Origin of the sequence: Seinonella peptonophila (assembly GCF_900129355.1) — a bacterium.
In the GTDB taxonomy this organism is placed as follows: Bacteria; Bacillota; Bacilli; order Thermoactinomycetales; family Thermoactinomycetaceae; genus Seinonella; species Seinonella peptonophila.
In genome coordinates this window covers 223,819-240,731 of sequence record NZ_FQVL01000001.1, presented here as the reverse complement: position 1 = coordinate 240,731, position 16,913 = coordinate 223,819, and the positions used below count along the sequence as shown (strand labels likewise).

The 16,913-nt window shown below is 37.8% G+C and carries 12 protein-coding genes and 1 pseudogene; 8 read left to right on the top strand and 5 right to left on the bottom strand.

Going from position 1 to position 16,913, the window contains the following annotated elements:
- Positions 1-32: 32 nt before the first annotated feature.
- Together BUB71_RS01140 and BUB71_RS20150 are read right to left on the bottom strand one after the other, a co-directional pair.
- A complete protein-coding gene (locus tag BUB71_RS01140) occupies positions 33-1,322 on the bottom strand; it encodes a tetratricopeptide repeat protein (protein WP_175552240.1) in 1,290 nt (429 codons plus the stop codon).
- A gap of 582 nt (positions 1,323-1,904) precedes the next feature.
- Positions 1,905-2,036 carry a helix-turn-helix domain-containing protein gene (locus tag BUB71_RS20150; RefSeq protein ID WP_281248154.1) on the bottom strand — a complete coding sequence of 44 codons (132 nt, stop codon included), beginning with the start codon at positions 2,034-2,036 and terminating at the stop codon, positions 1,905-1,907.
- A gap of 233 nt (positions 2,037-2,269) precedes the next feature.
- On the opposite strand from BUB71_RS20150, the gene BUB71_RS01135 reads away from it, so the two are divergent.
- The gene (locus BUB71_RS01135; protein ID WP_073150622.1) at positions 2,270-2,599 is read left to right on the top strand and encodes a hypothetical protein; all 330 of its coding nucleotides are present in this window, start codon (positions 2,270-2,272) and stop codon (positions 2,597-2,599) included.
- A gap of 401 nt (positions 2,600-3,000) precedes the next feature.
- The gene (locus tag BUB71_RS01130) at positions 3,001-4,542 is read left to right on the top strand and encodes a protein kinase domain-containing protein (RefSeq protein WP_073150617.1); all 1,542 of its coding nucleotides are present in this window, start codon (positions 3,001-3,003) and stop codon (positions 4,540-4,542) included.
- A gap of 24 nt (positions 4,543-4,566) precedes the next feature.
- On the opposite strand, the gene pepF is transcribed toward BUB71_RS01130, so the two are convergent.
- Positions 4,567-6,408: an oligoendopeptidase F gene (pepF, locus tag BUB71_RS01125; RefSeq protein ID WP_073150613.1), complete on the bottom strand. Its 1,842-nt coding sequence runs from the start codon at positions 6,406-6,408 to the stop codon at positions 4,567-4,569.
- 326 nt (positions 6,409-6,734) lie between these two features.
- On the opposite strand from pepF, the gene ilvD reads away from it, so the two are divergent.
- The 3 genes from ilvD (at position 6,735) to BUB71_RS01105 (ending at position 12,768) form a co-directional block, all read left to right on the top strand.
- Positions 6,735-8,405, top strand: coding sequence for a dihydroxy-acid dehydratase (gene ilvD / locus BUB71_RS01120; RefSeq protein ID WP_073152623.1), 1,671 nt, complete (start codon positions 6,735-6,737; stop codon positions 8,403-8,405).
- 801 nt (positions 8,406-9,206) lie between these two features.
- Positions 9,207-11,483 carry an ATP-binding cassette domain-containing protein gene (locus BUB71_RS01115; RefSeq protein ID WP_073150609.1) on the top strand — a complete coding sequence of 759 codons (2,277 nt, stop codon included), beginning with the start codon at positions 9,207-9,209 and terminating at the stop codon, positions 11,481-11,483.
- Between the two features lie 808 nt (positions 11,484-12,291).
- The gene (locus tag BUB71_RS01105) at positions 12,292-12,768 is read left to right on the top strand and encodes a hypothetical protein (RefSeq protein ID WP_139278946.1); all 477 of its coding nucleotides are present in this window, start codon (positions 12,292-12,294) and stop codon (positions 12,766-12,768) included.
- Positions 12,769-13,023: 255 nt separating this feature from the next.
- On the opposite strand, the gene BUB71_RS01100 is transcribed toward BUB71_RS01105, so the two are convergent.
- Complete coding sequence (locus BUB71_RS01100) at positions 13,024-13,320, bottom strand: hypothetical protein (RefSeq protein ID WP_139278945.1); 297 nt, start codon at positions 13,318-13,320, stop codon at positions 13,024-13,026.
- Between BUB71_RS01100 and BUB71_RS19930 the strand changes: the two are divergent.
- From BUB71_RS19930 to BUB71_RS01080, 3 genes and pseudogenes are all read left to right on the top strand, one after another.
- Positions 13,321-13,413, top strand: a pseudogene (locus tag BUB71_RS19930) (helix-turn-helix domain-containing protein); the annotation flags it as partial.
- A 418-nt stretch (positions 13,414-13,831) separates the two neighbouring features.
- A complete protein-coding gene (locus BUB71_RS01085) occupies positions 13,832-14,728 on the top strand; it encodes an alpha/beta fold hydrolase (RefSeq protein WP_175552239.1) in 897 nt (298 codons plus the stop codon).
- Positions 14,729-15,116: 388 nt separating this feature from the next.
- Positions 15,117-16,016 (top strand): cytochrome c oxidase assembly protein, encoded by a 900-nt coding sequence (locus BUB71_RS01080; protein WP_175552238.1) that lies wholly within the window; start codon positions 15,117-15,119, stop codon positions 16,014-16,016.
- Here BUB71_RS01080 and rnz read toward each other — a convergent pair.
- Complete coding sequence (gene rnz, locus BUB71_RS01075; protein WP_340148287.1) at positions 15,953-16,900, bottom strand: ribonuclease Z; 948 nt, start codon at positions 16,898-16,900, stop codon at positions 15,953-15,955. The two genes, BUB71_RS01080 and rnz, sit on opposite strands and share 64 nt — an antisense overlap.
- Between the last annotated feature and the right edge of the window lie 13 nt (positions 16,901-16,913).

Genomic DNA, 16,913 nt, shown 5'->3' with positions numbered 1-16,913 from the left:
TCTTATTTGAGTAGCAGATACTCACCTCCTTCTCATTTGTTCGCTTCATTCAGTAAATTATCACCTCCTTTACATATTTGGACATCTAGTTCAAAGAATCGATGAAGACCTTCTTGGTATTTTTGTTGGTTCGTTTCTCGCCAACAAAGACAGAGATTTCGTAGAATTCTGTGTTCTTGTGTGATCAAACCATGCTTAGAAGCAAGGTTTCGCGCTTTTAAGTATGGTTGAGTCGCTTTGATATACTCTTTTTGTTTAAAAAAACAATCTCCCAGTGTGATGAGGGCTTCTGTATATCGAAGTATATTTTTTTGATTTGTTTTATCTCTGATTGCTGTTTCTAATATTTTTTCTGCTTGATCGAATTTATTGAGTTCTATGTAAATTTGGCCTAATCTTGAATAGATCGGCAGAAACAGATACTTTGGTTTCACTTTACTTTTTAATGATAATGCAGTGGAGAAACAAGTTTCTGCTTGATCATACTGTTGTGTCTCAAGATAAGTGCTGCCTAGATTGGTTAAGAGCTCAACAGATCGATGGCTATTCTTGTTTATATGAGCGATTTCAAAACCTTCTTGCGCGTACGAGATTGCTTTTTTAAAGAGTTTAAACTTTTTGTATATTGTTGCTTGAACGTCATACATATTAATAATTACTTCCACATGGCGAATTTCTGTTATTTTGGACCACAGCTCTTGAAGTATTGTTGATGCTCGATCAAGCAAGTCTAGCTTTTCAAGATAGATCGCCTTGTTCACTAAAAGAGAGTAGATTAATTGTTGTCGATCTCCATCATCTGCGAATATACCAATACCTTTATCTGTAAGGTCTAGAGCTAATTCAAAGTCGTTCTCATAATATGCGATCTTAGCAAGTTGGTTGTAGCAGGCAGCACCAATATTTGTAATGACCAATGATTGTTGGTTTGATAATTTGATCGCTTTTAGAAAATGAGATTGGGCGGTAGTAGAATGGTTTTTATTAATTAATGCTCGTCCCTTTAAATATTCTACAGTTGCTTGAAGATGTGGAACATCTACATTTAACTGTCTTAGCAATTGGAGTCCTCGTTTTACATTTCCTAAGTCAATCATATTTTCAATAAACAGTAATTTGCTCAATTGATTCGCTGCTAACTGTTTTTCCATTTGCAGTAATTGGGGAAGTTGTAATCGTTCAATATGGAGCTTTGAACATAGGTACTCTATCTTTTCTTCACTAACTATGTCGAATCCTTTTTCAAATGACGATAGGTAAACATTTGATACAATCTCCTGTTTTTCCCCCGTCCCACACCGTACGTGAGAGTTTCCCCTCATACGGCGTTCCATCTAACATAAAATGCTAGACTTGGGCCGATCCCTCCACATTGATTAGATGTTTCATCAGTACTTTGACCCTACTCTCACAAGAATAAATCATGTTACCATGAACCTCCCCGCTGGTAGACGTTATGGAAGTTTCTTGCTTTCCACGTTCCGGTTGTACCTAGCTATCCATACAGATCCTTAGGTGGTGACTTTGAGCCTGTAAGTATATAGCGTCGTTGTTCGCTATCCCGTTTTTCCTAGCAACAATTCGTACTCAACGGTTACTTACCTTACATATGTAGCATTTCATCCCATCTATAGACCCTTTCATTCGCCACTTCGTCAGTCAAAATAGACATTCTCACCGTAGACCGTTTTTCAGCCTCCCGGCCTATCTTTATCCGATATATAGATAAATTCAGCCGACTTCACCTGGCTTCATACACTTCGAAGCTACCACTTGTCAGCGCATGCAGGAGGATTAGAGAAGAGGTTTAAGCTCAACATGACGGCTTTCATTCCCTCTTTCAGTAAACCAGTTCTCTGCCTTCAAAATAGAAAGCATGTCTAGTTTCGCAAATGATTGCTTATCTAGAAACGTGTCGCACTGTTGCTGATGGTTGAAGTGGAGATTTGCTCATCAGCAAGATCTTCCATTTTTATACCTTGTTCCTTTCGTTTCTTTCTTAAAATTGCTCCAAATTCGGGTGTCCATTTGTACATTTTGAAACCTCCAAAAAAAATTTTTTTGCTTTCATGTACATTTGTGATTCTGTTTACCGCTATTTGCCAAAAAAGTACTCAAAATTCGTGTGCTATTTTTCGAATAAACCCTTAATTAGAATCATATTCCAATCATTTCTTATAGTAAAGTTTGGAATTTAGAATATTTGATAAATTTATATTCAATTAATATAATGATAATTGGATTAATTGTTCTAAGGGGTGTAATACCATTGCTAAAGTTAATTGTAATGGGTTGTACTGGCGAGTTAAATCGATTTATAAATGACTTCCTTACCGACAAACGTTTTGAGGTACATCGACTATTGGCAGAAGAAGGTAAAAGAAGTAGGGGGTTAAAAATGATTGGAGCTGATTTTCAATTGTGTCAGCAGCGTGAATCTCCAGTTGTAACCGTTCATTTGGAAACAAAAGATGGTCAAAAAGTTCCGATTGAATTACTCAACGACAGTTCATTAAAAATAGAAGTTTCTAGTGGAAATATTTCAATCATTGGCAAATCTTATGATATCTTTTCACCTCCAACGATTGTAAAACTTTAAACCCCTTTATAGGGGGTTTTTTTATTAAACAACCACATTTGAATGGCTACTCGTGGATAATGAAATGAATACACGGAAGCGATCATACTTTCATTTTGTTTCTGAATGTTCCCCGAGCTCAAATGATTTGTCTTCCAATATTCCTAGCTATATTTCTCAGTGATCTTAAACTATTCTAACAAAAATGGTAGTTTTAAGCATCCCCTAAAAGGACTTCCAAGTAATGCCCTATTCATTTCATGACTTGTAAAAAGGGAAGATCCTCGTGGGAAATTTGCATGAATTTAATAACAAATCATTTTTTCCTTCTTCATCCGTGAGAGATGAGTCTGAATCATGCTATAATGTCTATATATTTTGCGCACTTAATTTATACTTTTATTTACTATAAGGAGTTTAAAATGCTGAGTAATGGAACGCGACTCGCGGGGCGTTACGAGATTATTCATTTCATCGGTGGAGGTGGCATGGCCTCTGTCTACCAGGCTTACGATCACGCATTGGACCGATGGGTAGCGATTAAGGTGATGAATGAGTCGTTACGTCACCAAGATGAATTTATTAAACGGTTTATAAGAGAAGCGAAGGCAGCGGGAAGGTTATCACATCCAAATGTAGTGAATGTTTATGATATTGGGCAAGAAGAATCCATATACTATATGGTTATGGAGTATGTAGAAGGGGGGACGCTGGCTGAATATCTAGAAGAAAAAGGACCATTATTAGTAGATGAGGTTATGGAGATTGCGCTTCAGGTTTGCGAAGGGCTAAATCATGCACATCAAAATGGTATTGTACACCGTGATATAAAATTACAAAATATAATGCGGGCCAAAGATAATCGATATAAGGTAGCCGATTTTGGGATCTCTTTTTTCTCACATGTAAATACCAACTTAACCCAAACAGGTACTGTTATGGGTTCGGCACATTATTTTTCTCCTGAACAAGCGTCTGGTGGAAAAGTAAGTTATCCGTCCGATTTATACTCACTTGGGGTTCTTTTATTTAAATTACTCACAGATCAATTTCCTTTTGACTCGGAAAATTCAGTTTCAATTGCATTGATGCATATTCAAGCACCCGTTCCAGACCCTAGACAAGTTAATCCAAATATTTCTGAGTCGTTTGTTTCGGTTTTAAATAAATTACTCGAAAAAGACCCTACAACTCGCTTTCAAACCGCTATTGAGGTAAAACAAGCAATTGAAGAGATTCAAAAACAGCCCACAGAGATGATATATCTTAGTAAAGAAACGGAGAGCGTCCCTTCAACAGATTCATATCGATTTGAAACCACTACATATGATTTACCACCACGTCAAGAAGTTCATCAACAAGAAAAGGGAGGGGTTCGCTGGAAATTGTGGGGTGGAGGGCTTCTATCTATCGGTGTCTTACTTGCAATGTTTGTTTATGGTTGGAATCTATTTGCTGAAGAAACAAAACCGCCTGTTCCCAAGAAAAATGTTGAGAAGCAAAAGAAAGTCCAAAAACAAGTAGTGGACAAAAAAAAGAATTTACCTGAAAAAACATTTGAGGGAAGTTATCCATGGTGGAGAGAGTTTCCAAAACCTAATTATCTAGAAAATAAAATATTCCATTCGATTCAAGTTGATGGAAAAGCTGGAGTTTATAAAGTTTCACTTCAAGTAGCTCCGCTCCCCAAAAAAGCAACTCGTTTTCATTACAATATTTATGTCGTAGATAGTTTTAGCTCAAGGAAAATTTTAGATGGGAAAGAAGTAAATTTTAACCCAGCTCCAAATCAGTTTGGTGATACTTCTGTTAAGTTTAAGGTGAAAATACCAAAGCAACTGCTCCCACATGTTGGATTGTTAAAGATTGAGATATTTCGTTACGATGAAAAACGAAAAAAGAAAGATCCAACAGATAATATGCTAGAGCAATGGGGAGAACCGCCTGATAAAGCTAACAAATAGTCGTATAAATAAAAACGAAGGATATTAATATCCTTCGTTTTTCGTATTTACGATTAACAATCGTTCCATTTCGTTAAGATTTCTGGAAAAGATTTGAAATGCTTGCTCAATGGGGGAAGAAGAAGTCATATCAACGCCTGCTTTTTTCAAGACTTCAATTGGATAGTCAGAACTACCGGCTTTTAGAAAATCAAGATAGCGTTTTACTGCAGGTTTGCCCTCATCAATTATCTGTTGTGATAGTGCTGCAGCTGCACTATAGCCCGTGGCATATTGATATACATAAAAGTTGTAATAAAAATGAGGAATGCGAGCCCACTCATACCCAATCAAAGGATCGACAATCACTTCTTTACCAAAATACTTATTGTTTAGTTCGTGATAATTGTTGGTAAGTTGATCTGGTGTTAGTGCTTCTCCATTTTGCGCCATTTGATGAATAGCATATTCAAATTCAGCAAACATGGTTTGACGAAATACGGTTGCCCGGAAACCTTCCAAACTATGATTAATCAAATAAAGGCGAAGCTTTGGATCATCGGTTGTTTGAAGTAGATAATGGAGTAAAAGAGCCTCATTACAAGTAGAAGCTACCTCAGCAACAAATATCGTATAATCTCCATAGGTAAATGGTTGATTTGTCCGAGAGTAGTAACTATGCGCAGAATGTCCGAATTCATGTGCAAGGGTAAACAAATCAATCACATCACCTTGCCAGTTTAAGAGTATATAAGGGTTGGTTCCATATACCCCAGAGGAATAGGCACCACTTCGTTTTCCTTTATTTTCATATACGTCGATCCATCTCTCGTTAAAAGCTTTCTCCAGAATTTGTAGGTACTCGTCTCCTAACGGACGTAAAGCCTCCCGGAGTTTCTCTTGTGCTGTAGGATAAGTCATAGAGATTTTTCCAGCATCGATCAATGGCGCATAAATATCATACATATGAAGTTCTTCTTGATTGAGTACCTGCTTTTTAAGTTTGATATATCGTTGGAGGAGTGGAATGTGACGGTTTACTGTCTCGATGAGCTGGTCATAAACAGTTTCTGGAATATCGTTTCCAGATAGTGCTGCTTGTCTGGCAGAGTCATAGTTTCGAGCCCGAGCGATAAAGTTATTCTTCTTTACAGCGCCATTTAAAGTATTGGCAAAAGTATTACGAAACTGTTTATAGGTGTTATAAACAGCATGAAAAGCATCTTTTCTAACGCGGGGATCACGGCTTTCCATAAAATGAAGGTAACGCCCATGTGTTATTTCAACTTGATCGCCATCTTCATCAACAATTGTAGGAAACTTTAAATCTGCATTATTTAATGATCCATAGATATTGCCGGGGGCCATCATCACTTCTGAAGCTTGCACAAGTAAAGATTCTTCTTTTTCACTTAAAACATGGGGTCGACGTCGATTTAACTTAGCTAATTCATGTTTATATAATTGCAATTCTGGGTTTGATTCTAAGAAGGATTCTATTTTTTGCTGCTTCATCGCTAAAATTTCTGGATCGAAAAAGGAGATGAAGCGAACTGTTTCCATATATAGTGATATCGCACGTTCATTCATCGCTTGGTAGAAAGAGTTTGTAACATCTTGGTCATGGCGCATATGTGCATATGTATATAGTTGCTTTACAGTTTCAAGATATTGATCGCGTAATTGTAATGCTTTAAGCAAGGTATTGGCAGATTCATGCAACTTTCCTTTAAATTCTGCTAGCTGAGGTAGGGATAATTTCATCTTTTTAAAAACTTGCTCCCACTTCTCATCAGTCGCAAATATATCTTCTAAACGCCATGTAAACGAGAGAGGGATCTCATGTCGTTCAGGTAATTTTTTTTCTGTTTGCGTAATATGATCCATTGTCATCCTCCTATATGCAAAACATAAGAATGGCGTGGCTTAAAAAACCACGCTTTAACTTGTTATCATAATCTACTCCATTGTAAGGGTAAAAGAGTGGAAACAACCTGTCAAAATAGTAGTAAAGAATAACCGATTTTATACTATCAATATCTAGATATTACCAATCATATGTATGTCTGTCAACCTTATAAAAAGATATGAGTTTGACTGTTCTGACCTTATTTGATTCATCAGATTCAAAAAATAGGAGAGGGTGTTTTTTGGACAACTATAGGATTTTATTATACACTGATACAAAAAAATACGAGATGGAGACGATGAAATTGAGAAGCGATAAGATTAAAAAAGGTATTGATCGTGCTCCGCATCGCAGTTTGCTCAGAGCAGCTGGAGTGCAAGAAGACGATTTTAATAAACCATTTATCGGTGTATGTAACTCATTTGTAGAGATTGTGCCTGGTCATATCCATCTCAATCGTTTTGCAGAAGTAATTAAAGATGCGATTCGGGCTGCAGGTGGTGTACCTTTTGAATTTAACACCATTGGGGTTGATGATGGAATTGCAATGGGACATATTGGAATGAGATATTCCTTGCCCAGTCGTGAAATTATAGCTGATTCTGTGGAAACAGTGGCTCTTGCACATTGGTTTGATGGACTGGTTTGCATTCCAAACTGCGATAAAATTACACCAGGAATGATGATGGGTGCATTGCGTGTTAATATTCCAACCATTTTTATTAGTGGTGGCCCAATGGCAGCAGGAAGACTGCCTAATGGAGAAGCGGCAGATCTCTCTTCAGTGTTTGAGGGAGTTGGTGCACATCAAGCAGGAAAAATTACCGATGAAGAGCTATATGATATTGAAAAGTTTAGTTGCCCTAGTTGTGGTTCTTGTTCAGGGATGTTTACCGCTAATTCGATGAACTGCTTGGCTGAAGCTATGGGACTAGCGTTACCGGGTAATGGAAGCATTCTCGCGGATACCCCAGCACGTGAAGAGTTGGCCAAACGAGCAGCAGAGCAGATTATACACTTGGTTGAAATGGATATAAAACCGCGCGATATTGTAAACAAGCAATCATTAGATAATGCTTTTACCCTTGATATGGCGATGGGTGGTTCAACCAATACCATTTTGCATACGATGGCATTGGCCCATGAAGCAGGTGTCGATTATTCGATGGCTCGGATCAATGAACTATCTAAGCGTGTGCCAAATCTATGCAAAGTGAGTCCTGCTGGGAAATGGCATATGGAGGATATTGATCGTGCAGGCGGCATTAGCGCAATCTTACATGAGCTTAGCCGTCGTGAAGGGCTGATCCATGAAGATGTGATCACTGTTACCGGGAAAACATTAGGAGAAAATATAGCAGATGCAGAAATTCGTGATCCTGAAGTTATACATTCGCTAGAAAACGCCTACAGTGAAACAGGTGGAATTCAAATTCTCTATGGAAATATAGCGGCTGATGGCGCGGTAATTAAAACTGGAGCTGTGGACCCAGAAGTGAAAAAATTTGTAGGTAGTGCAATTGTTTTTGAATCACAGGATTCAGCGTTGGCTGGTATAGCGCTAGGCAAAGTCAAAGCAGGTGACGTTGTTGTGATCCGCTATGAAGGACCAAAAGGCGGACCAGGAATGCCTGAAATGCTTTCCCCAACCTCGGCAATTGTTGGTATGGGACTAGGTAAAGATGTGGCCTTAATTACTGATGGGCGTTTTTCCGGTGCTACAAGAGGGATTTGTATTGGTCATGTGTCACCTGAAGCAGCTGAAGGCGGTTCAATTGCCCTGATTGAAAATGGGGACAAGATTGAAATCGATTTGCTAGAGGGGCGATTGGACTTATTGGTTTCTGAGGAAGAACTAGCTCAGCGGCAAGAAAGTCTGCAACCTGTGAAAAAAGAGGTCTCAGGAGCATTTTTGCGTCGATATCAACATTTAGTTACTTCAGCAAATACAGGCGCTGTTTTACGAGACGTTTAACCGGGAATTTTAAATGGGATTTTAGCGATTCTGTTGAACTACTACCACCTACAGAGGTGGTAGATTCCTGCGAACACCAGACCAACGTCCAGTTATCTTAGCAGGCTCTACCCGCCGTCCCAGCGGTGAAAACAAAGTATGCTCTGCTATGCTCCCTACTTTCGCTTGGTTTTCGCAACTTCGGTGAACTGGGTGGTTGAAGGTTTTACGTTACTGACCCTTTCCAGCAACAACCCCATATCTCCAGTTTTCAAAGAGCTACAACTATTCTAACAAAAAAGGTGGTTCTAAGTATCCCCGCAAAAGGGATACCGAACCACGTCCCATTCACCTCACCGCTTGTAGAAGCGGGAGTACTCTTGGACGAATTTGGATAGAACCAGCCATAAAGAAATGGCTGGTTTTTTAGATAGAGGCATGCAATTTTAAAAAAGCAAGTTTACGAAAAAATATCTTTCGAACAGCTGAGTTAGCCATGAAACTGCCCGTTTTCAATTCTTATTATTTAGCACTGTTTTTTACTTCTTTTACAGACTTAGGTTGTCTTGGAAAAGCGAATGTTTGATCGCATTTAATCCAATTCTTTATTATAATAATAACAACAGTAGAAAAGGTTTCCTTTATAAAGCTCTTGGATGATTTCATATTATCATTGGATTGATTAATGAATTGAGCACGTGAGGGGCATTTTTGTGAAAAGAGATATTACATAGCAACATCTGTTAGGATCAATTGAAATTGACACGATGAGTGTATGGAGTGATTACAAGATAAATTAACAATCGAAAGGAAGTTAAGTATATGAGCAAATTGGATCAGGAGTATATCATTATTACAGGTGCGCGAGAGAACAATCTTAAAAATGTATCCTTGCGGATTCCTAAACGGAAGATCACCATTTTTACAGGGGTATCTGGATCTGGAAAGTCATCGATTGTTTTCGATACGATTGCGGCGGAATCTACTCGATTGTTGAATGAGAATTTCAGTATGTTTGTGCGCCAATTTTTACCACGCTATCCACAGCCAGATATAGATGCAATTGAGAATTTGAGCATGGCAATTATTGTCGATCAAAAAAGATTGGGTGGCGGTTCCCACTCCACGATGGGCACGATTACGGATATTTCTCCTATTCTTCGTTTGCTCTTTTCTAGAATGGGTCAGCCTTATGTAGGACCGGCACATATGTTTTCCTTTAATAATCCGCAAGGCATGTGTCCCGAATGTAATGGTATCGGTCGCAGTTTAAGTGTAGACATGCGTAAGGCATTGGACATGTCAAAGTCGTTAAATGAAGGAGCCATTATGCTACCTGATTATTCAGTGAATGGATGGGAATGGAATATGGTGGTCCAATCGGGGAACTTTGACCTCGACAAAAAGCTGAACGATTATTCGGATGAAGAACTGAAGCAATTGTTATATGCTAAGGCGAAGAAAGTGAAGATGGATTTTGCCGGTAAGGCAACCAATATCACAGTGGAAGGTGTCCTTGAGAAATTCACCAATAAATATATAAAACAGGATTTAAAGACGAAGTCGGAGCGTACACAAAGAACAGTTGCACCGTTCATTACAGAAGATACTTGCTCCAGTTGTAATGGTGCGAGGCTCAATCAGACTGTGCTCAGCTGTAAAATTAATGGGCTCAACATTGCAGATATGTCTTCCATGGAGGTCGGTTATCTCATTCGTGTCATTCAAGAAGTGGATGATCAGGTTGCCGTTCCTGTTATCAAATCACTAACCGAGAAATTGCAGCATCTGGTGGATATTGGCCTGGATTACTTGACGTTGGATCGAGAGACAGATACATTGTCGGGGGGAGAGTCGCAGCGTGTCAAGATGGTGAAGCACTTGAGTGGGAGTCTTGTGGATGTCACTTACATCTTTGATGAACCCAGTGTTGGTTTGCACCCTCGTGACGTACATCGTTTAAATGAATTGCTTCAAAAATTGCGTGACAAAGGAAATACCGTGATTGTCGTAGAGCATGATCCTGATGTAATTAAGATAGCAGATCATATTGTCGATGTTGGTCCTTATGCAGGTAGTCGAGGGGGTACCATTGTGTATGAAGGGAGTTTTCTGAACCTATTGGAGGCTGATACACTGACAGGAAACTATATGAAGCAATCTCTCCAATTGAAGGATGACTTTCGACAACCAACCGGAAAGTTGTCCATCAAGGAGGCAACTTTGCACAATTTAAAGAATGTGAGTGTGGATATTCCCACTGGGGTTATGACAGTCGTTACGGGTGTAGCCGGCTCTGGCAAGAGTACATTAATTAATGAAGTATTGCTCGGTCAACATTCGGATGTCATCGTCATTGATCAATCGGCAGTAGGAGTTTCCACGCGCTCGAATCCGGCAACCTATACGGGTATTATGGATGATGTACGTAAGGCGTTTGCTTCAGCAAACAAGGTTAAACCAGGTCTGTTTAGTTTCAATTCGAAGGGCGCATGCGAAAACTGCCAAGGATTAGGTGTAGTTTATACAGATCTTGCATTCCTCGACAGTGTAAAGCTACCATGCGAGGTATGCGGGGGTAAACGATTTAAGGATGAGGTTCTTGAATATAAGTTAAAGGGCAAGTCCATCGCAGAAGTATTGGAGATGAATGTGGAACAAGCATTGGATTTCTTTGAAACAAAAAAAGTTGTAATCAAGCTCCAAGCGATGAGTGATGTGGGGCTAAACTATATAACACTTGGTCAACCGCTCAGCACTCTCTCAGGAGGAGAGTGTCAACGGATTAAGTTGGCAAGTGAGCTTCATAAGAAGGGGAATATATACGTGATGGATGAGCCAACGACTGGATTACACATGTCAGATAATAGTCAGCTTCTAGGGATTATGAACCGGCTAGTGGATACAGGTAATACGGTAATAGTTATCGAGCACAACCTCGATGTGATCAGCCAAGCAGATTGGATTATCGATATGGGACCGGACGGAGGAAGTAAAGGCGGTCAAGTGGTATTTGAAGGTACACCTGCACAGATCATTCAATCAAAAAAGTCGATTACTGGAAAATATTTGGCAGAAGCATTTAATCTGCTTTCGTAAAGTATAGATCAAATTTATTAGCCAATGTGAAATCAAGATGACTATTAGCATCAATATCTTAAATTTTAGTTCATCTGTTGATGTATCGTCTTAAGTCTTAACTAAACTCAATAAAACTCGGTTATCTATATTTGATTGGAATAGGTAATCGGGTTTTGGTTTCAAAGTGGCAATCAAGTTCGAACAGCGTTCCTACTGAAGTTATTGACAAAAAACATCGTCAATAAAAAATGTGGTTTTTATTGACCACGCCTTAATTGAGAGTCAATGATGTAGGATTTGTAGATTTGTAAAGGGTTCTTTAAAAAGATTGCCAAAGAGGTTGCCTTTTCCTTTCACAGATGTGTGAAGATGTATTGTTATTTATGATGATGGATGGGTAATCCTAAATCAAACAAGAAGCAAATCGTTATTGAAGTAGGGAATAAATACTTTGTCTAATGATGAATTTTCGCTTTAAAAGATATATGATTTTGATTTGCTAGAAGGCCTGGGTGGCTCAACAAATAAAGATAACGATTTGTTCATCGAATCATTGTAATCACATGATAAATATCTAGGAAAGACGTGATCTCTATTAGATATGATACAGCTTTTTTATTAGGTGTAAAGCCTGCTATCTTTGTGGGAGAAAAAGAAAAAGTAACATATCTTTGTCAAGAACAGGGATATCCCTATATTACAAACGAAGATTTCCCTTATCTGAAAATCCCATCGTATATCTTTTTCCAAAATGAACGTTTGAGAGATTCCTTTCGGCATAAATATCGACCAGAGTTAATAACTAATGAAGAAGAGTCATATTTGTTTGGGGGAGACATTAGGTTTATCTCCTATGGCAATCGATTATTTCATGGAAGTTCATCGATTGAAAAAGAAATTAGATCAGTTGAAGAAAGATAGCAACCAATGTGTGGATGAATACCTTCGACTTCGACGATTAAGCGGGTTTATAAATTATAGTGGTGTTCGATGTGAGATCAATATTGAGGAAATCGAAGAGAATGTACGATGGTTTTGGGGGCGGTATGGAAGAGTGGAAGTGAATGGGAAATCCATGGACATGATCAAGGTGGAATACATAAACCAATCTTACTATATACCCTTTAATGATGAAGAGAAATTGAAAGAGACTCAGAAAATCATGAGAGCAGCTGCAAAAAATCGAGCATTTACAGATAAAGAGCTGAGGGTGCTCTATTACAGCTTAAAAAACACACTGAATAATCCGAAATATCATCAAATGCATGTGGATATTAATGAAATTTTAAGAATCCATTTTTAGCTTGGGGATAAACCGTTAATAGTAAAGGCGTACTTGTTGATCAAGTACGCCTTTTTTTACTTAACTGATAAAGATAACACTGATCATCAAAATAATTAGGGTTAGAAAGGAAATTAAATCGGTCCAACTAAGCAAACTTACTCGTCTGAGAATATAAAGTCATAGCCTTTCCAGCTATGACAAAACTCAAAGATTTAAAGTTCCAATTCTAAAAATATAAATAGTAACTATATGAAATGTAGTTTGAACAGTGGATTATTTTATGGTCAACATGGTATTACAGCCGGAATTTGTTTGTATTTCTTTTAGATGTTCAACCAAAAGATCATTTCGTTTGGTTTGAACATAGTCATTATTGTCATAATTAGTGGACAGTGCATACTCGTAAACTGGGTCTGGAAGTATAGCTACCCTATTTTTTGTTCCAGGTAGTTCGTATATTCCGCCTTTTTTTGTGTAGGTTGCTAGAAGTTTTTTACCAGATGTAAGTGAGATATATGAATTGGGAGTTTGATTTTCACCTCTTCCTATCACAATTCCTACATCTTCCACAAAACACTTGCTTATAACGGAACTCCGATTAAGGATATAGCCGAAATGATGGAGATTTCTCGTACCACTGTATATCGCTACTTACATAAATAGATGTCTCTTTATTTTCAATGGAATCTCTGAAAGTATGGAGGAAGAGAAAAGTAAAGGGGTCTTTGATCGCTCCATTCTGACTACCTTGATTTCAAGTACATTCATCAATCTATTTGATCCATATGTGTATAAGCAGTTAGTAATGGATCAACAGCTTCAAAAAGAAAACTTCGTTCTATCATCCAGATTTATTTTCGGAAAATCCAATTATAGAAGGAGTGTTTTATCATGAATGATACCAAAGTAAAGAATTGCAATTAGGAGAAGTGATATCAGAACAGTGCTTCATTAAGTGAAAAAAGGATTGAGGAAATAAGAAAGTTCTATAACCAAAATATAAGATAACGTACTGTTGCTATGTTATGAGTGGTAGAGTATACATACGACCGAGAAACTTGAATCTTTAATGGAGTGGATTATGATGAAAGAAACAGACAAAAACACAGAGGGATTATTCATACATCAGAAAGTTATGGTTAATAAGATACCTATTCATGTGGTCGAAGCGGGTTCCAGATCAAAGCCAACTATATTTTTTATTCACGGGTGGCCAACATGTTGGTTAGAATTTAAAGCTGTTATGATGATTCTTTCGGAGGGTTATCATACTGTAGCCATCGACTTGCCTGGTATTGGGGAATCAAATACCCCTCTGCAGTCGTACAGCAAACGCAACATAGCAGAGTATGTTCATGGTATTATGGATACGATGAATTTACAAGATATCACTTTAGCTGGATGTGATATTGGTGGGCAAATAACATATGCTTTTTTGAAGAACTTTCCTAATCGAATTTCTCGTGCGGTCATTATGAATGTTGTTATCCCCGGGGTTGAACCATGGGATAAGGTGAAAAGCAATCCATATATCTGGCATTTTGCTTTTCATTCTATACCTGAATTACCCGAAAAACTTGTTGCAGGAAACGAATTATCGTACTTTTCCTATTTTTATGATGTACTGGCTGGAAAAGGTAAGACGGTGAGCGATATTCTTAGAAAATTATATGCTGAAGCCTATACTCGTCCGAACGCATTAAAAGCAGGATTTGATTTTTATAGAAGTTTTCCTATGGATGAAAAAGATAATATTGCATCAAAAGAGAATATGGTATCCATGCCGATTCTCTACCTGCGTGGCGAAGATGAACATATTGACATAGAAGCATATATCAAAGGATTTAAAGAAAACGGCCTGAAAAACATAAGTACGAAGACAATTGAAAACTGTGGACATTTTTCAGCTGAGGAACAGCCTGAAAAAGTTGCATCCGTCATACGAGAATTTATTAACAATACAAAAAACAATATATGAGACAGTTAATCAGATATCTTTAAAAACACCTTTCGTTATGAAAAAAAGATGCGTTCTGTTTCTTTAGTATGACGTTTAGATTTTAACATGGTAAATCCACGTTTTTTGGAACTCCTGAAAGAGCTTAGTTTTTTATTTTTTGGTCAAATTACACTTCGTCGTTCAGTTGCTGGTTCTGCCTTAGGTAGTCGGTAGAATGTTTCTAAAATATGATTATATATATAATTTTCCCGAAATGATACGGTGGTCCCTGGCATATAGGATTAGCTTCTAGATGTGCTTTTATCTTTGAATGGAAAATTTCACATCTCCTTCAAAGAATATTGAAATAGACTGTTTTTGTCTATGCTAAGATTGAGGAGTTAAGTGATCGATGGAGGTGTGAATTGTGACTAGCACTGAGTTCTTTCGGCTCTTTACATATACAGCAAACTGGGATATTCAACTCAATCTGCTTTTTTTGCTGGGAGCAATTGTTTATTTACTCATAACAGGACCATTCTCTTTCTTAATCAAAGGTTCAGAGCCTGTAAAGCTTAGAACGAAACTATCATTTTTGATTGGTTGGACAATTTATTATTTAGCAATGGGTAGTCCACTTGTGTTATTAGCACATGAACTATTTAGCATGCACATGTTACAGATGTCATTACTATATATCGTGATGCCACCACTATTGTTATTGGGGATGCCTGGTTGGTTAATCCGCCCAATCATACAAATAAAATGGATTAAAAAGATTGTTCAATTTTTTACTCGACCATTGGTTTCGTTGTTTTTATTTAATGGGCTAATCTCACTCTATCATGTTCCAGTTGTCTTTGATGCGATTATGAAGGAAATGATTTATCATAATATTTCACACTTCATTTTACTCGTCATGGCGATTTTTATGTGGTGGCCTATTCTTTGTCCGATTTCAGAGATGGACTATCTCAAACCGCTTCGAAAACTTGGTCTAATCTTTGCAAACGGTGTATTACTAACACCCGCTTGCGCATTGATTATTTTTGCGGATCATGTTCTTTTCAACAGTTATGCTGAAATGTCTCAATTAGTGCCTATTATGTCACCACGAGATGATCAACAATTGGGTGGAGTGATTATGAAGATTATACAAGAGATTGTCTATATTTCAGCTATCGGTGCGATTTTTATTCAATGGATACGATTGCAAAAAGAAAAGGACAAAGAAGATTTAGTTGCAATGAAAAATTACCGAGATCAATCGATGGATTCAATGGACTTTCGCGAAACAGAAAATGACCATCCATCTTCTGCGATATAAGTGTTAGCAAAGATGGTGGTTGCTTCTGCACGTAATTTCACATGATCTTTTAGTTGGAATCGTGGGCTAATATGAGTTAAAATCAATATTTTTACTCCAGCTTGTTTTGCTATTTGAGCTGCCTGTGTTGTTGTAGAATGATTGAAAAGAGCTGCATTTTCACTTAATTGATCTGAAAAAGTCGCTTCGTGGATAAGCACATCTGCTCCATTGGATAGTTCGATTGTTTTTTTTGTAGGTTTTGTATCACCTGTAATGGTTAAATGGGCTCCTGACTTTACGGGGCCCAAATAATCATTACCATTGATGATTTCACCATTCCACTCTACGCTTTCTCCTTCTTTTAATCTCTTATAAATCGGTCCAGGGGGGATTCCCAGCTTTTTAAGCTGATCCACGAGTAATTCTCCGGGTCGATCATTTTCTTCTATTCGATATCCATAAGAAGGAATACCATGAGCTAATTTTGCTACATGAATGATAAAATTAGGTATATGTATTTGTTGTTGATCAGATATCTCATGGTAGATCAGATCATACTGAAGATGTGTCATACTTGAAGAAAGAGAAGTCTCTACATATTTATTTAAGCCAGTTGGCCCATAAAGATATAGAGGTGAAGTGACACCTTGAACAGAACGGCTACTTAAAACGCCTGGCAATCCAAAGATATGATCTCCATGTAAGTGAGTAATAAAAATACGATTAATCTTTGAAAGGCGTAATGGAGAAGTCTGGATTCGATGTTGAGTTGCTTCACCACAATCAAAAAGCCATGTTTCGTTATTTCTGTCACTATGAATTAAAGCAATGCTAGATGTATTTCGTTCCTTAGATGGTAAACCTGCTCCAGTACCTAGAAAATAGAGTCGAATTTTAATCAAATCCTCTCGGCGG